Genomic DNA, 19,610 nt, shown 5'->3' with positions numbered 1-19,610 from the left:
GCCGCCCGGCTGCTCGCGATTCGCGACGGTCGCGACGATCGCCTGCTCGTGCTGTGCGGCATCGCCGCGGCGGACTGCCTGTCGCTCGCCGCCGGGCGATGGCTGCGCGCGTTGCGCGCCGAATACGACGACGAACTGGAGCTGCTGCCGTTCGTGCGCGGCACACCCGACGCCGCCGGCACCGCGTGCCTGCTGCGGCGCTGCGAGCGCCTCCGGCTTCCCGCGGTGGCGATCGGCGACAGCCTGGCGACCGCCTATGGCCGCTGGCGCGCATGCCTGCCCGCGGCGCCGCTGACCTGGCGAGTGCTCGAGACGTCCGCCGCACGGGCCGCGACGCCGCTGCCCGGCGGCCTCCTGGCGCGCTGGCCGGTACGCCCGGCCGAGCCGGTCGACTGGCCGCGCTCACGCCGCGTCGTTGCGGATCTCGGCGTGGCGTCGCCGGCACTCGGCGCGCGAATCGGCGCGCTCGCCGACGCACTGTGCGACGGCACGCTCGTCATCGCCGGCATTGCGCTGGACACGGCTCCGGGCGCGCCTCACACCTTCGTCACCGATGCGCTGGACCCGCTCGCCAACTACGTCCGGATGCAGCGCATCGCCGCCGTGACCCGCCGCGCGCCGTCGCTTCGGAGCCGCCTGTGAGCCCGCGCCCGCAAGCCGGCCCGATGCGCATCGCGCTCGTCGGCATGCCCGGTGCCGGCAAGACGACCGTCGGCAGCGCACTGGCCCGCGCACTCGCGCTGCCGTTCGTCGACGCTGACCGGGAACTCGAACGCCGCTTCGGCGCGCCCGTCGCCGCGCAATTCCATGCGGGCGACTTCCGCGCACGCGAAGCCGACGTCATCGACGCGCTGACCCGCGGGCCGGCGCTCGTGCTCGCGACCGGCGGCGGCGCCGTGCTGCGCGACGACACGCGCGCCCGGCTCGGCCAGCGCTGTTTCGTGATCCATCTCGCGAGCGATCTCGACACCCTGTGGCACCGCACGCGCGGCGACGCGTCCCGCCCGCTGCTGAACGTCGCCGACCCGCGCGCGGCGCTCGCCGCGCTGCACGACACGCGCGAATCGCTGTACCGCGCGTGCGCGCACTGCCGCATCGATACCTCCGGCCAGTCCGTCGCACAAACGCTCGCGGCCGCGCTCGACGCACTCGCCATCGCGTAACCCGCGCGCCTCTGTCCTTCCCTTTCCGCTTTTCGACGATGCCGGCCGCCGGTGCGGCCGACTGCCATTTCTACCAGTTGCCGACCGTCGAATAATATCTAAAGATATATTTTTAGATACAGACCGTTCGCCTTCACGCGACAGGAAATCGACCATGCCCCTCCTCATCGACCGAGCGTGCGGCGCGCGCCGCCTGGTTCCCGCGCTCGCCGCGCTCGCGATCGCCGGCTGCGCCCCGTTCGGCCCGCAACGCCCGGCGGCGTGGATCACGCCCGTCGAGCAACTCGATGCGGGCGCCGCGATTCGCTCCGCCGGCGCCGGCTCGCCGACGATCATCGAACGCTGGTGGACCGCGTTCGGCGACGCGCAGCTGGATCGCCTCGTCGACGATGCGCTGGCCGGCGCACCGACGCTGCAGGCGCAGCGCGAACGTGTCGCGCAGGCGCTGGCCGACGCCGACGTCGAAAACGCCGCGCTGCTACCGCAGCTCGGCGCGACGGCGAGCGCGGTGCCGACGCGCCTGCCGGGCAGCTATCGGACGCCGCCGCCCGCGGCCGGACACTGGCAGGTCGACGCGCAGGCGCTCCTCGGTGCGTCGTGGGATCTCGACATCGCCGGCCGGCAGCACGCGCTGGCGCGCGCCGCCGCGCTGCGCGCGGATCAGCAGCGCGCGCTCGAGCATGCGGCCGCCGTGTCGCTGCAGGCGGCGATCGTCGAAACGTACCTGCAGCTCGCGCTCGAACAGCAACTGCTCGCGATCGCGCGCGATACGCTGCAGCAGCACAGCTATCTGCTGCGCCTCACGTCGCAGCGCGCCGACGCCGGCCTCGACATGCAGGTGGCCGTGCTCAGGGCGAGCGAACCCATTCCGCACGCGCAGGCCGACATCGACACGCATGCGGCTGCCTCGGCCCGGCTGCGCCACCGGCTCGCCGCGCTCGTCGGTCGGGGGCCCGGTTACGCCGACGCGCTGACGCCCGCCGGGCCGCCGGCGGCGGCGTTGCCGATGCCGGCCGTCCTGCCCGCGGCGCTGATCGGCCGCCGGCCGGACGTCCTGGCCGCGCGCTACCGGGTCGAAGCCGAAGCGGCGAACATCGATGCCGCGCGCGCCGCGTTCTATCCGGATGTCAATCTGCTGGCCTTCGCCGGCGTGCAGAGCTTCGGGTTCCGCGCGCTGTTCCACGGCAACAACGGCACCCTCGGCGCGGGCCCCGCGATCACGCTGCCGATTTTCGAGGGCGGGCGCCTGCGCGCCGGCCTGCGCGCGCAAACCGCCGCCTACAACGCCGCCGTCGCGACGTACGACGACACGGTCGTCAACGCGCTCGCGCAGGTCAGCGACACCCTCGTCCAGATCGACACGCTCGGCCGGCAGCGGGCGCTTCAGCGCGAAGCGCTGGCGCGCGCGCAACGGACCTACACCATCGAAACGCAGCGCTACCGCAAAGGCATTTCCGGCTATCTCGACGTCCTGCTCGCCGAAGGCCGGCTGCTCGAGGATCGCGCATCGGTCGCCCGCGCGGATGCGTCGTTCGCGATCGAGCACGCCCGCCTGATCGCCGCGCTCGGCGGCGCCACTTCCACTGGAGTCGCACAATGAACCGTCCCGAATCCCCCGCCGCCGAGCCCTCGCTGCAACGCGCGCGCCGGCGCTACTTCCGCTGGTTCTTCATCGCGCTCGCCGGCGCGGCCGGCCTCGCCGCCGCCGCGTGGGCTACCACGCGCGGCACCGAGACGACCGACGACGCATACGTGTCCGGCGACGTCGTCCAGATCTCGCCGCAGATCGGCGGCACCGTCGACGCCGTGCGCGTGCAGAACGCCGACTGGGTCCGGCCCGGCGACCTGCTGTTCAGCGTCGACAAGACCGATGCGCGGCTCGCGCTGGACGAAGCGGTCGCGCAACTTGCGCACGCGGTGCGCCAATACCGCACCGCGCATGCGGACGTGGTGCGCGAGGAAGCGCAGATCCGGGTGCGGCGCACCGAATGGGCCAAGGCGAACGACGACCTGCAGCGCCGGCTGAGCCTCGCGCAAGACGGTGGCGTGTCGCGCGAGGATCTTCGCCATGCACGCGACGCGATGGACGGCGCGGCAGCCGCGCTGAACGCGCAGCAGGCCGCCTACGACGCGACGCTCGCGCGCACCGACGGCACGTCGATCGACACGAATCCGCTCGTGCGCGCGGCGGCGGCCCGCGTTCGCAGCGCGGCGCTCGCGCTGCGCCGCACCGAAATACACGCGCCGCTCGGCGGGCTCGTCACGCGCCGGGCCGTGCAGGTCGGCCAGCACGTGTCGCCCGGCACGCCGTCGCTGGCGCTCGTGCCGCTCGATCACGTGTGGGTCGAGGCCAACTTCAAGGAATCGCAACTGCGCGGCATGCGCGCCGGGCAGCCGGTCGAGCTGTTCTCGGACCTGTACGGCAGCGACGTGGTGTTCCACGGGCGCGTCGTCGGGCTCGAAGCCGGCACCGGCGCCGCCTTCGCGGCCGTGCCCGCGCAGAACGCGACCGGCAACTGGATCAAGGTCGTCCAGCGCGTGCCGGTCCGGATCGCGCTCGATCCCGCCGAGCTGCGCGCGCACCCGCTGCGTATCGGCCTGTCGATGACGGCCTCGGTGCCGGTCGATCGCGGCCCCGGCACCGCGTCGGCGTCGCCGCCCGCCCGTGCGCCAGAAGCGCGCCGGTCGATCGACGCCACGTCGATCTATCGTGAGGATGACGAAGCGGGCGACGCGCTCGTCGCCGAGACGATTCGCGCGAACAGCGGCGCCCGTCCGCTCGCGCCGGGAGCCTGACGATGCGCTTCTTCTCCAGGAACGCGGCGCCGAAACTGCCGCTGGAGCCGCTTGCCGGCATGCCGCTGGCGCTCGTCGCGATCGCGGTCAGCGTCGCGAATTTCATGCAGACGCTCGACCTGACGATCGCGAACGTCGCCGTCCCGACCATCGCGGGCGATCTCGGCGTCGCACCGGACATGGGCACGTGGATGCTGACCTCGTTCGCGACGCCGCTCGCGATCACGCTGCCGCTCACCGGCTGGCTCACGCAGCGCTTCGGCCAGGTGCGGCTGTTCCGCGTGTCGGTGCTGCTGTTCGTGGTCACATCGATCCTGTGCGGGATGGCGCCGAACTTCGAGTCGCTGCTGGTGTTTCGCGCGCTGCAGGGCGCCGCGTCGGGCCCGATCACCGCGCTGTCGCAGGCGCTGCTGATGGCGGTGTTCCCGTCGACGCGCCGCCACGTCGCGCTGGCCGTGTGGCAGACCACGACGTTCGTCGCGCCGGTGCTCGGGCCGATCGCCGGCGGCTGGATCACCGACAACCTGAGCTGGCCGTACATCTTCTACGTGAACGTGCCGCCGGGCGTACTCGTGCTCGGCGTGCTCGCACGGCTGCTGAAGGGGCGCGACAACGCGACGCGGCGGCTGCCGGTCGACGTCGTCGGGCTGCTGCTGCTCACCGCCGCGTTCGGGTCGTTCCAGTTGCTGCTCGATCGCGGCCAGAACCTCGACTGGTTCGCCTCCGACGAAATTCGCATGCTGGCGGTCGTGGGCATCGCGTCGTTCGTCGCGCTGGTCCTCTGGGAGCTGACTGACGACCATCCGATCGTCGACCTGCGGCTGTTCGCGGACCGCAACTTCACGACGAGCACGCTCGCGATCACGGTCGGCTTCGGGCTCTACTTCGGCGCGCTGGTGCTCGTGCCGCTGTGGCTGCAGACCCAGCAGGGATACACGGCCACCTGGGCCGGCATCGCCACCGCGCCGCTCGGCGTCGCCGGGATCGTGATCGCGCCGCTGCTCGGCCGCTTCCAGGGCCGCACCGATCCGCGCCTGCTCGCGACCGTCGCGCTCGTCGGCTGGGGCGCCGCGTCGTTCTGGCGCATGCATTTCAACAGCGACGTGACCCTCGGCGACATCGCCGCCAATTCGCTGCTGATGGGCGCCGCCACCGCGTTCTTCATCACGCCGCTCGTGTCGCTTTCGCTCGCCGGGCTGCCCCGCGAGCGGCTGCCCGCGGCATCCGGGCTGCAGAACGCGCTGCGCCGGATCGGCACGAGCGTCGCGACCTCGGTCGCGCCGACCTACTTCGAGCGTCGTTCCCGCGTGCACAACACCTATCTCGTCGACCACATCACGCCGTACGATTTCGCGTCCGCCGACTGGTTCGCGCGGCTCGATCACGCGGGGCTGTCGCCGTCCGGCGCACTCGCGTCGGTCTCGCATGCGATCGACGTCGAAGCGCACATGCTCGCGCTGAACGATTTCTCGTTCGGCTGCCTGCTGCTGTTCGGCGCGACGCTGCTGGCGGTCTGGTCGATCCGCTCCCGCCACGCGTGACGCGCGACGGAAAACATCCGGAAGCCGTCTCGCCCGGCAGGAGCGACTGACCGGCTAACCGGGCGGCGGGCGGCGCAAGCCCCTGCCGGACCGCATCGCCGTCATGGATGAATCGGCCTGGCGGGCCGCGCTCGACGGCACCGCGAATGAAAAAAGGGGCTGCGCGCCGATCGACACGGCGCGCAGCCCCTTCAACTGCGCCGCTTAACGCGGATCAACGCGGGTCGCTGGGCGCCGGCACGTAGCCGTCGGCGAGGATGCCGATCGTCCGCGCGGCCGGCTCGCGCAGGCGCTTGGCTGCCTGATAACCCTCCGACCGATACCACTCGCGGGCGCGCTCCGCCGACTCGAATTCGAGCACGACGACGCGCTTGGGCGCCCAGTCTCCTTCCAGCGTCTCGACTTCGGCGCCGCGCACGAGGAAGCGCCCGCCGTACTCGGCCACCGTCGGCGCGCCGAGCCGGCGGTACGCCTGGTAAGCGTCGACGTCGTGCACGTCGATGTCGAATATCACGTACGCGCTCATGATCGCGCCTCCGCGGGCGCCGGCGCCGCCGCGTCGGCCGGCGCGAGCTGCACGAACACGCGGCCGTTCTCGATCTTCACCGGGTAGGTGTGCACGCACGTCGTCAGCGGCGCGCACAGCGCCATGCCGGTCCGCACGCTGAAGCGCCCCTGGTGCAGCGGGCATTCGATCTCGTCGTCGAGCAGGAAGCCGTCGCTCAATCGCGCGTCGCCATGCGTGCACTGGTTCTCGGTCGCGAAGATCTCGTCGCCGACCGCATACAGCGCGATGTCGCGGCCGCCCACCCAGACGCCGAGTATTCCGTCGGCGCGCACCGTTTCCGGCGCGACTGCATCGATCCATTCCGTAGTCACGTTCGGCACCTCGTTCAGATCGGGTAAATCAGCGAGTTCGGAATCATCTCGCTGTCGTAGACGCAGATGCGCGACTCGAAACGCAGCCCGTGCGGCGTCCGCAGGATGCGGTCCAGGTAGCGCCCGGTGTTGTACACGTCGCTCATCTGCTCGGTCTTCGTGCGCAGCACCGCGTAGTTCGTCTCCGCCTCGATCACCGTGTCGTCGAGATACGTGACGAGCGGCAGCCCGATCACGTGGCGCTGATAGTACGGATCGAAGAACAGCGTCTCCTTGATCCCGTAGACGCGATCCTTCAGCATGCCCTTGCTTTCGAAATCCATCACCGCCAGCGGCAGGTTGCGCTCGTGGTTCTCGCGCGGCACCACCGTGTACCGGCATTGCTCGATGAAGAATTCCGGCCACGCGTCCCAGTCGCCGCCGTCGAGCACGGCCGCATATCTCGCGTTGAGCTGGACGAGCGAATAGAAATCCTCGAAGGTCGCGCCGCCCGCGTGCGGCTCGGCGGCCGGCCGGGCCGTTCTTGTCGTGATCGTGCTCATTCAGGCCTCCATCACTTGGCGCCAGTACTGGTACATGCCGCGCACCAGCGTTTCGCTGACCATGTGTTCGGTCTGCTCGTCGATCTGCCGGCCGCCGAGCTCGTTGTAAACGTTGCCGTGCTGGATCTGCTCGAAGCTCTGCTGCACGCATTCGATGACCTCGCCGTCGTCCGCCGACACGAAGCCGGCCGGCCCGAACAGATTGGCCTGGCGCAGGCGGCGCCGCGTCATCTCCTCGGTGTCGGTCTCGAAACCGAAATGCGTCCACACGTAGTCGAACACGCCCGGGCCGATCGGCCGGATGCGCCGCGTCGACAGCGCATTGACCTGCTGCTGGATGATGACGCTCGGCATCAGCGTGAGCATCACGACGGTCGGATCGCCCCACCACGGTTCGTGCACGACGTCGAGGAAGCGGTCGTCGTGCAGCGTCATGCGTTCCTTGAAGCTCGTCACGTTGTGGGTCACTTCTCCGCCGCCGCCGCCGCTGCGGATCGACACCATCGCGCCGTGCCGGTGATGCGCATCGGTCACGAGCCGGGCGGGATTGTCCGCGCGCCACAGGCCGAAGTTGACGAACCAGGTGTGCAGCAGCCCCGCGTGATACGGATCCTTGATGTTCTCGACCATCAGCTTCCAGTTGCTCGGCACGCGCTGCCGCGTATAGCCGAGCACGGTCAGCTTCGGGCCGTGGAACAGGCGGTCGTAGTAAGGCAGGATGCGCGGGCCGAGGAAATCCTCGAACGATTCGACGTTCTCGTCGAACGACGCGAACACGGCGCCGCCGCGCGTCGACACGCGCAGGCGCCGCAGCGCATGCTTGCCCGGCTCGAAATCCGCCGGCATGCCGCCGTTGATCGTGCCGCCCTGACGCACGCCGCGCCGGAACGGCACGCCGATCAGGTTGCCCTTCAGGTCGTAGTTCCACTGGTGATACGGGCAGTGGAAATCCTTCGCCTTGCCCGAGCGCTCGCGGCAGAACTGCATGCCGCGGTGCGCGCACGCGTTTTCGAAGACGACGATCTCGCCATCCTCCGTGCGCGTCATCACGACGGATCGCTCGCCGACTTCCGTGCGCTGGAAATCGCCGGGAGACGGCACTTCGGCTTCGAGGCCGATGTAGCACCAGTGATTCGCATAGAACAGGCGCTCGAGTTCCCGCTGGTACAGCGCTTCACTCGTATACGCCTCGTATGGCGTGCGGCTGGCGCCGTCGCCTTTCCAGTCGAGCGCGCGGGCGATGTCGATGGGTGAGTTCAAGAGAGCTCCTTTCATTCAGTAAGAAACGGCCTGCCTCGCGACGGCGGCACCGTGCGCGATGAAGCCGGCTGGCGAACGCCGCCGCGCAACCGCCGCGGCAGCCAACTGCTCGATGAGTTCGGCCGTGTGATCCCAGCCGAGACATGCGTCGGTAATGCTTTGGCCGAACACCGGCGGCGTGCCCGGCACCAGGTCCTGCCGCCCCTCGACGAGAAACGACTCGATCATCACGCCCACGATCGCGCGTTCGCCGCGATGCAGTTGCGCGGCGAGGTTGCCGCAGACGTCGATCTGCGCGCGGGTCTGCTTGCCGCTGTTGCCATGGCTCGCGTCGATCACGACGTACGGGGGAAGATGCGCGTCGCGCAGCGCGGCGCAGGCGGCCGCGACGCTGGCGGCGTCGTAGTTCGGGGTCTTGCCGCCGCGCAGGACGATATGCGTGTCGGGATTGCCGGACGTGGTCGCGATTTCCACGCTGCCGGAAACGGAGGGCCTCAGGTAACTGTGCGACACGCGCGACGCGCGGATCGCGTCGATCGCGACCTTCACGTTGCCGTCGGTGCCGTTCTTGAAGCCGATCGGCAGGTCGAGCCCCGAGGCCGCCTGGCGATGGATCTGCGATTCGGTCGTCCGCGCGCCGATCGCGCCCCAGGACACGAGGTCGTCGAGATACGGCGCGGTCATCGGATCGAGAAATTCGGTCGCGGCCGGCAAGCCCAGCGCATTGATGCCGAGCAGCACCTTGCGCGCGACGCGCAAGCCGTCCTCGATCCGGAAGCTGCCGTCGAGATACGGGTCGTTCACGAGCCCTTTCCAGCCGACCGTGGTGCGCGGCTTTTCGAAATAGACGCGCATCACGATCTCGAGCACATCGGCGTACCGCTCGCGCAGTGGCGCGAGCCGGCGCGCGAACGCCAGCGCGGCGTCCGCATCGTGGATCGAACACGGGCCGACGATCAGCGCAAGCCGGTCGTCCTCGCCCGCGATGATGCGCGCCAATGCGCGCCGCGCATCGCCGATCGACCGTGCCAGGCCGGGATCGCACGGCAACTCGGTGCGCAACCGCTGCGCACTGATCACCGCCACGCCTTGCGTCAACGCTGCCTCAACGGGTTTTTCCATTTAACGCTCCACTCTCGCTGATCGGATGCCGATTTACGGAGGCAATTAGAGCGCGGTCAAATCCCCGGTGATACTGTCATTTATCTCAGAAGCATTTCACATGGTGGATATCTGTGATTTCCGACAGTATTCCGATATGCGGATCACGTCTAACTTAACTCCTGACAAAACACGTTCTCACCTGCTGTTCTGCCAAGGAGCCTCGCAATGACAAGAAAATATTTTGAAACGCGAATCGACGTGAAGTATCGGGAAACGGACGCGATGGGCCATGTGAGCAGCCCCGTCTATTACGACTATCTGCAGCACGCGTACCTGACCTACATGCACGATCTGCTCGAGCTGCCCTATTCGGAAAAGCTGCCGCACATCATGGTCAAGACCTCGTGCGAATATCTGAAGCCCGCGCAGTACGGCGATACGATCACGGTCCGCAGCAGCGTCACGCGCTTCGGATCGAAGAGCTTCGAACTGGAATACCTGATGGTGCGCGACGGGCAGGCGGACGCCGACGATTCGGCCGACGATCATGCGGTGGTTGCGCGGGCCGTATCCACGCACGTGATGTTCGACTACGGCAGCAAGACCACGGTGCCGGTGCCGGAAGAGTTCAGGACGCGCGTGCTGTCGTTCCAGGGCGCGATCTGATGCCGCAGCCGGGGGGCCACGAACGGCCACCCCGGCGCCGTTCAAGCAAACACGATCAGGCCCATCAACACGGCTTTCACGACCGCATTGGTCTTGTTGGACGCGTTGAGCTTGACGATCGATCTCGAGATGTGGAAATTGATCGTCCGCTCGGTCAGGCCGAGAATGATGCCGATCTCATACGCGGTCTTCCCCTCCGCCGCCCATCGCAATACCTCGCATTCGCGCATGCTCAACGCGACATCCACGGGAGCCTCTATATTCGCCGCACACTGAATCATTCGTTTCTCCATCCAGAATAAGACGCCAATGTTTCAGATTCATTTCCGCCGCTCATCTCGATTCACATGCCCCTCGGATTGGATGTTTATTATTTAAAGGCGTCACGAATATTCGGCGAATTCAAAAGCAACGATCTTCCCACCCATTATCTCCGGTGTTGTCACAATGGAATCGAGCATACCGAATCGATTTACGCTTCGGAAGATGCACGAGACGCAATGTATCAATGACGTTGACGCACGCCACCAGAGTTGCACGACACGTCATATCGAAACGGCCGCACGACTGGCGGGCGCGATCGCATCGGCCACGCGCGGCGCGCAGATACTGCGCACGCAATCGCGCAGCCAGCGATGCGCGGGGTCGCGATCGAAACGCGGGTGCCAGATCTGCGAGACGGTCAGGTCCGCGATCGGCAACGGCAGCGTGAAGCTGTACATGCCGGCGCGGGACCGCTCGGTCTGCCGCTCCGGCACGCTGGCGACGAAGTCCGAGCTGCGCGCGAGCGACAGCGCGGTCGGGAAGCTCGATACGACGGTGGTCACCGAGCGCACGATGCCGAGGGAATCGAGCAGCGTATCGATCGGGCCGTTGAACTGCCCGCGGCGCGACACGCCCACTTGCGGGAACGACGCGAAGCGTTGCGGCGTGATTTCGCCGGTCGCCAGCGGATGATCCGCGCGGACCACGCCGATGAAGCGGTCGCGAAACAGCGCCTGCACGCGCAGTTCCGGGCCGGCCTGGCCGATCACGCCGACTTCGAGATCGATGTCGCCGTTGCGCAGCGCATCGACATGCTTGTTGGGTTTCGGCGCGAAGCGCAGCCGCACGTCGGGCGCGACGCGCGACGCGTGTTCGAGCAGCGCCGGCGCGAAGGTCTCGACGAAGGCCTCGTTCGCGCGAATCGAGAACGTGCGCTTGAGCGTACGCATGTCGACCCGCTCGCACGGGCACATGACCGAATGCGCCTCCACGACGAGCGCATGCACCCTGTCGCGCAACTCGAGCGCACGCGGCGTCGGCACGAGATCGCGCCCGGCCCGCACCAGCAACGGATCGCCCGTCATCACCCGCAGTCGCGCGAGCGACCGGCTGAGTGCGGACGGACTGAGGCCGAGCGCGTTGGCCGCGCCCACGACGCTGTTCTCGGACAACAACGCGTCCAGAACGACGAGAAGATTGAGGTCGATGGAAGTCGCCATGTTGCGCTCTTGCTGTACTGTCGGGACCGGCCGGCCGATGGGCCAGCGGCATCGTGCCTCGGGCGTATGTGCTCCGTGATTCGCGATAGACCGGAAATCGGCAGTCGCGCCGCCGAGCCCGACGCACGATCGTGCGTCCGCCGAAATGGCGGGCAGTGAATGGCGGGGAGTATTCGTGCCGCTGAGAAAAATCCGCTGCGGATTTATTGCACTTGTGAACGATTGTGCACCGCGTTGCAATAAATCGCAACCCGACACGATGCGTATCAGGTTTAAATGAAACGATGAACGCGAATGAACAATAAAACAAAACCGATTCGATTGCGTCGCGCCGCGCATCGCGCACGCAAGCAGGCCGGTGAAGCAAGGCCTGCCTCGGCGGAGCCCGCGCGAGCCTTGACAGGCGCTGCGCGGCCGGCCGGCACGGCGTGCGCGCAAAGCACCGCACGGTCCGCTCATCGCGATCGAATAACAGAACTTTTAGACTCTTCTATTGACTTTCTCGACAATATTCCGTCTTGGCTCGCATACGTTTCACGAAACAAATCCCGATCAACCGATTTTGCGAAAATCTTCCGGCGATTCGAGAAAACCGGCTGGAGTGTCCGCCGCGCCCGTTTTGCGACTCGATCGGCATTTCACCGGAGTTCGGTGATGTTTCGTCCGACTCGCCCGGCTGGAATGTCCACCGTTGTCAAAACCGCGCTTCAATCTGCTCGGTCCGGCCGCGCATGCAATCGGCGCTGCACTCGCCCATACCTCGCTGCTGCAGCTTGCCCGTGCGCTCTCCCGCGAACCGTCCGCCCCAGGGTGAACGATTCCGCTGTGGCCTCGCCCGCGCCGCAAACAACAGGAATCCTCATGAAATTCGTCGACGCCGGATTACCCGGCGTCCGTCGCGATTCATGCTCGGCGATCACGGAGGCTTGCCGGGCCACCCGGCGCCATCGGCGCTTGCCGGCGGACGTGCGAAACGACGGCGCGACGATGTGCGCTCGACCCATCGCCGCTCGCGGGCGAACCGCCGGTCAGTCGTCGTGCTTGTGGCGCTTTTTGTTCTTGTGCTTGTTGCCGTGGTAATGATCGCTGGAACGCGAGTTGTTGCGCGACACGTGGCCGCCCAGCGCCGCACCTGCGCCGCCGCCCACGGCAGCGCCGACGAGGCTGCCGGCCGTGCCGCCCATCGCGTTGCCCGCAGCGGCGCCGGCGCCGCCGCCCAGAGCGCCGCCGACGACCGCGCCCGTGCGTTCCCGCTTGTTCGACGTCACCGCACCGCCTGCGCCACCGCCCACGGCCCCGCCGATGATCGCCCCCGTGCTCCCGCCGACCGCGTTGCCGACCGCCGCGCCGGCGACGCCACCCAGCGCGCCGCCCAGTGCGTTATTCGTGTCGCCTGCCACGGCAGGCAGCGACGCCACCGCAGTCGCACCGACCACCACTGCCATCCCGGCCAATTTCTTCAGCATTTTTTTGCCCCTTCCGCTTGATGAGATATCGGTGCGCGAATCTAGCACCTTTCCGCTAAGCCCATCGTAATGAAGCGTTAAATCGGGTGTTTTTTCTGACCGGGATCGCCGCGACGGCGCATCCCGTCGGCACGTTCGCCCCCTGCCACGACGCGACGGACGCTTCGTATCGCAGCCCCGGCCTCTCCCGCCGCGTCGGTCCTTCCCGCGCCCACGATCCTGCATTACCATCGTGCGTCCGCCGCGCCTGCCCGCTTCCGGCTGGCGAGCCCAGCCACCTCCCCGTTCCCGCAACCGATGCTTGCCCTCATCATCCTCGCCGGCCTCTGGGCCGGCCTCCAGAACGCCCTCGCGGGCGGCGGCTCGTTCATCACGCTGCCCGCGCTGATCGTGTCGGGGATGTCACCGCTCGCGGCCAACATCACGTCGACGGTCGCGCTGTTTCCCGGCCAGGTCACGACGGGCTGGGCGAGCCGGAACATGGTGAGCGGCGTCGGCAGGCTGCCGTTTCGCGCACTGTTCGCGATCAGCGTGGCCGGCGGCGCGCTCGGCGGCCTGCTGCTGCTCAAGACGCCGTCGTCGATCTTCTCGCACCTGGTGCCGTGGCTCGTGCTGTTCGCGACGGTCGTGTTCGCGTGGGGCAGTTTCTTCCGCAAACCGGGCGCGGGCGCGCAACATCTCGGCCCCGTCGCGGCCGGGGTCTCGCAGTTCCTGATCGCGGTCTACGGCGGCTACTTCGGCGGCGGCATCGGGTTCCTGATGATGGCCGCGCTGACGATGGCCGGCCTGCCGCCGCGCCACGCGATGTCGACGAAGAATGCGCTCGCGGGCGTGATGAACGCATCGGCCGTCGTGCTGTTCGTGACGTCGCCCGAACTGCACTGGCGGGCGGCGATCGCGCTCGGTGCGGGCGCGATCGTCGGCGGCCTGCTCGGCGCGTGGGCGCTGCATCGCGTGAACGAACGCGTGCTGCGCATCGCGATCGTCTGCATCGGCGCGCTGCTGACCGTCGGGTTGTTCGTCAAACCGATCTGACGCACGCCCGTTGCCGCCGCGATCGCGGCACGCGACGCGCAAACCGCAACACGTCTTTCGCGATCCGGTGCCGAACCGGGTCGCGCTGCCAGGGCTTGTCGCCGTGCCGGAGTCGTAGGCGTTCAACCCGGATTCGCGCGTCCCGTGTCGGTTCGCGGTCCTGACGGCGCGCGCGAACGTCGCGGCGCATTGCTTGCGGCGAAGGCAGCCGTCGTTCGGGCCGGCCGCCGGCGTGAAGCATCGCAGGCCGGCGCAAGGCCGACCGGCGTTCGCACTCCGTTCAGCCGAACGGCCGCACGCCGATCAGCGGGCCGTGCAGGAACCGCGCGAACACGGCCCAGGCGACGAGTCCGGCCGCAACGGCCGCGACGTCGCCGGCCAGCCCGCCGGCCGGATAGCGGACACCGTCGCGGCGATCCCGCGCACGCGACACGACGAAATCGACGATCGACCACACGAAGAACGCGCCGAACAGCACGACTGCGTGCACGGTGCCGTTCACCAGCAGGTGCGCCACCGCCCAGACCATCACGCCGGCCAGCATCGGATGGCCGACGAGCGTCTTGATCCGGTTGCGCGGCACGTACGACGCGGCGATCAGCACGAACGCGACCGCGGTCAGCATGCCCGTCAGGTGGCGCACGCCGACCGGCGACACCCACAGCAGCGTCGCGCCCGCCCGGGCGATCCCGTACCCCCAGATGATCAGCGCGAAACCGACGATCGACGCGATCGCGTAACCGCCCTTCCAGGCCTTCTCGCCGATCCGCTCGATCGTCGCGGACCGCCAGCCGTCGGCGACGATCCGGATCGAGTGCACACCGAGGAAGATCGCTAAACCGAGAATCAGGACGAGCATCGGCTGTCTCCGTCTGGGATGGTGAGTGGGGAAGCGTTCCGCGCGGCGTACGGTGCGCCGTTCGCGGGGCCGGCGGCGAGGCCGGTGCGGGTCGCCAGGCACGGGCGCAACCCGCGCCGATCATAAACGCCGGGGCGGCCGTTGTGAAGCATGCAGGACGTGCGGTGCGTCAAGCTCGATGCATTCGTGCGCCGGATCGTGCGGGCGAGTCGGCACGCGCAGCGTGCGGGTGGGCCGCGACGGGCATACCTGAAATTCAGGAACGCGAAAATCGCGACGCCGTCGCTTCTCGTAACCGGTACTACGCCTGCTTGCGCTTCGCCGCAGGTTTCGGTGCCGGCGCGGGCGATGATTTCGATGCCGGTTTCGCTTTCTGCGCCGACACCGGTTTCGATGCGGATTTCGCCGCCGGCTTCGTTTTCTGTGCCGACGCGGGTTTCGTTGCCGGTTTCGTTGCCGGTTTCGTTGCCGGTTTCGTTGCCGGTTTCGTTGCCGGTTTCGACGCAGCCTTCGCAGCAGCTTTCGGCGCGGCCTTCGGCCCCGCCCCGGCTACCGTCTTCGACGCCGCCCTCGCCTTGCGCTTCGGCGGCCCGGCCAGCAGCGCCGCGCGATACGCGCCGCGGCACCAGTCGAACAGCGCGCCCGCATCCTCGAGCACGTCGGCCGGCGTTTCGTAATAGCCCTCGAGTGCGACGGTGCGCGTGGGCCGCGCATACGAGAACGGCCCCATCCCCGCCGCGACGAACGCCGGCCGGTTCACGTCGTCCACACGCAGGAACAGCGACCCGCGCGACAGGAAGCCGAACATCACGCCGTCGAGCCGCAACGCCGCACCGCTGAAGAACCGTGCAACGGTGACCGTGCCGAGCGGCGCAAGCCGATACGCGATTTCCTCACCGTGCGCCTTCTCCGCCTGCCAGCTCATGCGGACACCTCGCAGCGCCGCGTCCACGCATCGAACTCCGCCGCGTCGACACCCACGGCCGCCGCGCTCTCGCGAATCTGCCGCCACGTCGCGCGGTCGACCGGAATGCCGGCCGTGCCGCGCGCGGCGCGGCTCGCTTCTTCAGGTTCTCCAGGCATCCGCACCGGCGTATCGCCGGCCTGCGGCGACGCCTTCGCCCATGCAACGAATGCATCGGCTTCGCGTTCGGCATCGGCCGCGTCGAACGCGTTCGGATCGATCAGCACCGACAGCATCCCGTTGACGATCGCACTCGTCTTCTGCAGCGTATCGCCGTACGTCGTATGCCCGCCCACCAGCGCACCGCCGAAGATCTCGCACATCGCCGCGAGCGCATAGCCCTTGTGCAGCCCGAACGGCAGCAGCGCGCCGAACGGCTGCTCGTGCATCACGGCCGGATCGTCGGTCGGCTGGCCGCGATGGTCGATCAGCGACCCGGCCGGCACGCGCTTGCCCTGGTTGTAGGCGACGCGCGTCTTGCCGTACGCGATCGCGCTCGTCGCGAAATCGAGCAGCAGCGGCGGCTTGCCCGCTCGCGGATACGCGGCGCAGAACGGGTTCGTGCCGAAACGCGGATCGGTGCCGTGCAGCGGCGCGACCAGCAGGTCGCCCGGCACGTTGACGAAATGGAACGACACGAGCCCCGCGCGCGCGCACTGTTCGGCCCAATGCCCGATGCGGCCCAGGTGGTGAACGTCGCGCAGCCCGATCGCGCAGATGCCCATGCGTCGCGCGCGCTCGATCCCTTCGACCATCGCCTCGAACGCGATCACCTGGCCGAAGCCGCGCCCGCCGTCGATCGTCAGCACCGCGCCGCCGTCGCGGACGATCGACGCGTGCCCGTTCAGTTGCAACTGCCCTTCCCGCCACGACGCGACGTAATTCGGGATCATCCCGATCCCGTGCGAATCGTGTCCGGCGAGATTCGCGCCCACCAGATGATCGGCGACGAGCGTCGCCTCGCGCGGGTGGCTGCCGGCCCGTTCCCAAAGTGCCGCGACGAATGCATGCAGCGGTTCGGCGCGCATGCGCAGCGGTTCGGTATCGGGCGTCGGCAGTGCGGTCATCGGCAACACTCCATCCAGTCGGTTCGGCTCGGGCAATCGATACGTCGAACGCTGCGACGATCAGCGTGCGGTCGCGATCACGTCGGCCACCGCCGCCGTCAGCTTCTTCGCGTACGGCACGTGCAGGAACTCATTCGGACCGTGCGCGTTCGACTTCGGCCCGAGCACGCCGCACACCATGAACTGCGCCGCGGGGAAGCCTTCCTGCAGCACGTTCATCAGCGGAATCGTGCCGCCGAGGCCCATGTACGCGCAGTCGGCGCCGAAGTGGCGGCGCGACGCGGCGTCGAGCGACGACGCGAGCCACGGCGCGAGATCCGGCGCGCTCCAGCCGGTCGCGGCGCCCGCGTCCGGCTTGAACGTGACCTTCGCGTTGTACGGCGGATCGAGTTCGAGCAACGCCTTCAGTTGCTGTACGGCCTGCGCGGCGTCGACGAGCGGCGGCAGCCGCAGCGACAGCTTGAACGCGGTGCGCGGACGCAGCACGTTGCCCGCATCGGCGAGCGCCGGCATGCCGGCCGCGCCGGTGACCGACAGCGACGGACGCCACGTCGAATTCAGCAGCGCCTCGCGCGGATCGGTCGTGGTCGGCAGCACGGGCTTGCCGTCCTGGCCGCACGCCCACGGCAGCCCCTTCCACACCGTGTCGCCGAGAATCGCGGCGGCGGCCTCGGCTTCGCGCACGCGGCTGGCCGGAATCTCGCAATGGAACGCGCCCGGCAGCAGGTTGCCGTTCTTCGCGTCCTCGAGGCGTTCGAACAACTGGCGCATCACACGGAAGCTCGACGGCGCGATGCCGCCATAGACGCCCGAATGAATGCCTTCTTCGAGTACCTCGACCTGCAGGTCGCCGGACACGAGGCCGCGCAGCGACGTGGTGAGCCACATCTGGTCGTAGTTGCCGGCGCCCGAATCGAGGCACACGACGAGCGATACCTGGCCGAGCCGGTCGCGCAACGCGTCGACGTACGGCAGCAGGTCGTAGCTGCCCGACTCTTCGCAGGTCTCGATCAGGCCCACGCAGCGCGGCCGCTCGATGCCCTGCTCGTCGAGCGCGCCGAGCGCCGCGAGGCTCGCGTAGATCGCGTAGCCGTCGTCCGCGCCGCCGCGGCCGTACAGCTTGCCGTTCTCGAACTTCGGCGTCCACGGGCCGAGGTCCGCGCGCCAGCCGTCGAATTCGGGCTGCTTGTCGAGGTGGCCGTACAGCAGGATCGTATCGGTGCTGCCCGAGCGCGTGGCCGGCGACTCGAAGAAGATCACCGGCGTGCGGCCCGGCAGACGGACGATTTCGAGCTTCAGGCCCTTCACCGGCTGCCGTTCGGCCCACTGCGCGGCGTCGGTGACGACGCGCTCGAGATAGCCCCGCTTCGCCCAGTCGGGGTCGAATGCGGGGCTCTTCGCGGGAATCGCGATGTAGTCGGTCAGCGCGTGGAGGATTTCATCGTTCCACTTGCGCTCGATGAAGGTCACGAGCTTGTCATGGTCGAGGACGCGGGTAGTGTCGACGGATGTCATGGTGGGGGTGCCTGGATCGGGCTGACGAAAACCCAGATCATACGCCGATGCTCCCCCGCCGGCGCCCCCTTCCCGGCTGTTCGGACCGCGTTCGGCAACGCGTCGCGCAGCCCGGCCGCGCAGGCGAGCGCGTCGCGCCACAGGCGCCGCGTCGGTTCACCCGCATCCTTCTTCGCGTGCGGGACGGCATCGTTGTTCGGAATGAGCGGCCGCCGCCACATGAGTCGCGCTTTTCATCGTCGCGCACGCGCGGCCCTGCCCGGCGCGCGCTACGTGCCGCCGCGATCCATCCCGCGCCGGTACGCGGCCGGGCTCGTCGCCGCGACGCGCCGGAAATGCCGGCGCAGCGATTCCTCGGAACCGAACCCCGCGCGCGCCGCGATCTGCGCGAGCGACAACGCGGGCTGCGCTTCGAGCATGTCCTTCGCGACGTTCACGCGTTCGCGGATCAGCCACGCGAGCGGCGACATCCCCGTCGCATCCGCGAACTGCCGCTGCAGCGTGCGCGTGCTCATCGCGGCCTGCGCGGCGAGCGATGCGAGCGTGTGCGGCTCGGCCGCATGCGCGCGCATCCAGTCGATCAGCTTCGCGAGCCGGTCGGTGCCGCCCGGTGCGACCGGACGCGGCACGAACTGCGCCTGCCCGCCGTCGCGATGCGGCGGCAGCACGAGGCGCTGCGCGACGCGGTTCGCGATCGCGCCGCCATGATCGCGGCGCACGAGATGCAGCAGCATGTCCAGCCCCGCCGCCGAGCCGGCCGACGTGACGATCCGCCCTTCGTCGACGTACAGCGCATCCGGATTCACGCGCAGCGCCGGATAACGCGCCTGCAGACGTTCCGCATACCGCCAGTGAGTCGTCACGGTCAGGCCGTCGAGCACGCCGGCCGCCGCCAGCACGAACACGCCCGAACAGATCGAGCAGAGCCGCGCGCCGCGCCGGTGCGCGGCCCGCAGCTTCTTCAGCAACGGCTCGGGCGGGCGTTCGTCCGGATCGCGCCAGCCGGGAATCACGATGGTGTCCGCGCGATCGAGCATCGCGAGCCGGTAGGGCGCGGCAACGGTAATGCCGCCTGCCGCGCGCACGGGCCCCGGCTCGCTCGCGCACACCGCGAAGCGATACCAGTCGACGCCGAGTTCCGGGCGCTCGAGCGCGAACAGTTCGACCACGCAGCCGAATTCGAACGTGCAGAGGCGATCGTAGGCGAGCGCGACGACGAGATGATTGTGCATGGCGCGATGTTACCGGAACTTGTCGATCGCGCCACTG

Annotated in this window: 19 protein-coding genes and 1 pseudogene; 7 read left to right on the top strand and 13 right to left on the bottom strand. The window is 68.7% G+C overall.

The features are described from left to right. Nucleotides 1-48 precede the first annotated feature (48 nt). The 5 genes from C5F75_RS19255 to C5F75_RS19235 all read left to right on the top strand — a co-directional run bounded on the left by C5F75_RS19255 (nucleotide 49) and on the right by C5F75_RS19235 (nucleotide 5,500). Nucleotides 49-642: a hypothetical protein gene (locus C5F75_RS19255; protein ID WP_144029757.1), complete on the top strand. Its 594-nt coding sequence runs from the start codon at nucleotides 49-51 to the stop codon at nucleotides 640-642. Continuing rightward, nucleotides 639-1,163: a shikimate kinase gene (locus C5F75_RS19250; protein ID WP_226094029.1), complete on the top strand. Its 525-nt coding sequence runs from the start codon at nucleotides 639-641 to the stop codon at nucleotides 1,161-1,163. The genes C5F75_RS19255 and C5F75_RS19250 overlap by 4 nt, the downstream gene beginning before the upstream one ends. A 154-nt stretch (nucleotides 1,164-1,317) precedes the next feature. After that, nucleotides 1,318-2,763 (top strand): efflux transporter outer membrane subunit, encoded by a 1,446-nt coding sequence (locus tag C5F75_RS19245; protein ID WP_104012606.1) that lies wholly within the window; start codon nucleotides 1,318-1,320, stop codon nucleotides 2,761-2,763. Beyond that, a complete protein-coding gene (locus C5F75_RS19240) occupies nucleotides 2,760-3,959 on the top strand; it encodes an HlyD family secretion protein (RefSeq protein ID WP_104012605.1) in 1,200 nt (399 codons plus the stop codon). Before C5F75_RS19245 ends, C5F75_RS19240 begins: the two co-directional genes overlap by 4 nt. Nucleotides 3,960-3,961: 2 nt before the next feature. Further along, on the top strand, nucleotides 3,962-5,500 hold the full coding sequence (locus C5F75_RS19235; RefSeq protein WP_059639816.1) for a DHA2 family efflux MFS transporter permease subunit: 1,539 nt from the start codon (nucleotides 3,962-3,964) through the stop codon (nucleotides 5,498-5,500). A 214-nt stretch (nucleotides 5,501-5,714) separates the two neighbouring features. On the opposite strand, the gene C5F75_RS19230 is transcribed toward C5F75_RS19235, so the two are convergent. The 5 genes from C5F75_RS19230 to C5F75_RS19210 are packed head-to-tail and all read right to left on the bottom strand — an operon-like array spanning nucleotide 5,715 to nucleotide 9,303. Next, on the bottom strand, nucleotides 5,715-6,026 hold the full coding sequence (locus C5F75_RS19230; protein WP_059584607.1) for a DUF1330 domain-containing protein: 312 nt from the start codon (nucleotides 6,024-6,026) through the stop codon (nucleotides 5,715-5,717). Then, nucleotides 6,023-6,379, bottom strand: coding sequence for a non-heme iron oxygenase ferredoxin subunit (locus C5F75_RS19225; RefSeq protein WP_059585100.1), 357 nt, complete (start codon nucleotides 6,377-6,379; stop codon nucleotides 6,023-6,025). The genes C5F75_RS19230 and C5F75_RS19225 overlap by 4 nt, the downstream gene beginning before the upstream one ends. 14 nt (nucleotides 6,380-6,393) lie before the next feature. Beyond that, nucleotides 6,394-6,921, bottom strand: coding sequence for an aromatic-ring-hydroxylating dioxygenase subunit beta (locus C5F75_RS19220; RefSeq protein ID WP_059584605.1), 528 nt, complete (start codon nucleotides 6,919-6,921; stop codon nucleotides 6,394-6,396). Continuing rightward, a complete protein-coding gene (locus C5F75_RS19215) occupies nucleotides 6,922-8,181 on the bottom strand; it encodes an aromatic ring-hydroxylating oxygenase subunit alpha (protein ID WP_050018149.1) in 1,260 nt (419 codons plus the stop codon). Nucleotides 8,182-8,196: 15 nt separating this feature from the next. After that, nucleotides 8,197-9,303 (bottom strand): 3-deoxy-7-phosphoheptulonate synthase, encoded by a 1,107-nt coding sequence (locus C5F75_RS19210; protein ID WP_063896793.1) that lies wholly within the window; start codon nucleotides 9,301-9,303, stop codon nucleotides 8,197-8,199. A 207-nt stretch (nucleotides 9,304-9,510) separates the two neighbouring features. Here C5F75_RS19210 and C5F75_RS19205 point away from each other — a divergent pair, with 207 nt between their 5' ends. After that, complete coding sequence (locus C5F75_RS19205; protein ID WP_060011819.1) at nucleotides 9,511-9,951, top strand: acyl-CoA thioesterase; 441 nt, start codon at nucleotides 9,511-9,513, stop codon at nucleotides 9,949-9,951. A 41-nt stretch (nucleotides 9,952-9,992) separates the two neighbouring features. Here C5F75_RS19205 and C5F75_RS19200 read toward each other — a convergent pair. The 3 genes and pseudogenes from C5F75_RS19200 to C5F75_RS19190 form a co-directional block, all read right to left on the bottom strand. Next, nucleotides 9,993-10,190: pseudogene (locus C5F75_RS19200) on the bottom strand (LuxR C-terminal-related transcriptional regulator); the annotation flags it as partial. Between the two features lie 306 nt (nucleotides 10,191-10,496). Further along, on the bottom strand, nucleotides 10,497-11,435 hold the full coding sequence (locus C5F75_RS19195; RefSeq protein ID WP_059584601.1) for a LysR family transcriptional regulator: 939 nt from the start codon (nucleotides 11,433-11,435) through the stop codon (nucleotides 10,497-10,499). A gap of 1,028 nt (nucleotides 11,436-12,463) precedes the next feature. Further along, the gene (locus tag C5F75_RS19190; protein WP_059584599.1) at nucleotides 12,464-12,901 is read right to left on the bottom strand and encodes a hypothetical protein; all 438 of its coding nucleotides are present in this window, start codon (nucleotides 12,899-12,901) and stop codon (nucleotides 12,464-12,466) included. A gap of 297 nt (nucleotides 12,902-13,198) precedes the next feature. On the opposite strand from C5F75_RS19190, the gene C5F75_RS19185 reads away from it, so the two are divergent. Next, nucleotides 13,199-13,936 carry a sulfite exporter TauE/SafE family protein gene (locus C5F75_RS19185; RefSeq protein ID WP_059584597.1) on the top strand — a complete coding sequence of 246 codons (738 nt, stop codon included), beginning with the start codon at nucleotides 13,199-13,201 and terminating at the stop codon, nucleotides 13,934-13,936. Nucleotides 13,937-14,216: 280 nt separating this feature from the next. On the opposite strand, the gene C5F75_RS19180 is transcribed toward C5F75_RS19185, so the two are convergent. The 5 genes from C5F75_RS19180 to ftrA form a co-directional block, all read right to left on the bottom strand. Next, nucleotides 14,217-14,795 (bottom strand): NnrU family protein, encoded by a 579-nt coding sequence (locus tag C5F75_RS19180; protein WP_104012604.1) that lies wholly within the window; start codon nucleotides 14,793-14,795, stop codon nucleotides 14,217-14,219. 301 nt (nucleotides 14,796-15,096) lie between these two features. Next, the gene (locus tag C5F75_RS19175; protein ID WP_104012603.1) at nucleotides 15,097-15,720 is read right to left on the bottom strand and encodes a TfoX/Sxy family protein; all 624 of its coding nucleotides are present in this window, start codon (nucleotides 15,718-15,720) and stop codon (nucleotides 15,097-15,099) included. After that, a complete protein-coding gene (locus tag C5F75_RS19170) occupies nucleotides 15,717-16,826 on the bottom strand; it encodes a malate/lactate/ureidoglycolate dehydrogenase (RefSeq protein ID WP_060012004.1) in 1,110 nt (369 codons plus the stop codon). The genes C5F75_RS19175 and C5F75_RS19170 overlap by 4 nt, the downstream gene beginning before the upstream one ends. Before the next feature lie 60 nt (nucleotides 16,827-16,886). After that, a complete protein-coding gene (locus C5F75_RS19165) occupies nucleotides 16,887-18,341 on the bottom strand; it encodes a M20 family metallopeptidase (protein ID WP_059639823.1) in 1,455 nt (484 codons plus the stop codon). 269 nt (nucleotides 18,342-18,610) lie between these two features. Further along, entirely contained in the window at nucleotides 18,611-19,573 is a 963-nt protein-coding gene (gene ftrA, locus C5F75_RS19160; protein ID WP_059584588.1) for a transcriptional regulator FtrA, read from the bottom strand. Nucleotides 19,574-19,610 lie beyond the last annotated feature (37 nt).

Source organism: Burkholderia anthinoferrum (assembly GCF_002925705.1).
GTDB lineage: Bacteria > Pseudomonadota > Gammaproteobacteria > Burkholderiales > Burkholderiaceae > Burkholderia > Burkholderia semiarida.
This window is presented reverse-complemented; position numbering and strand designations above follow the sequence as displayed.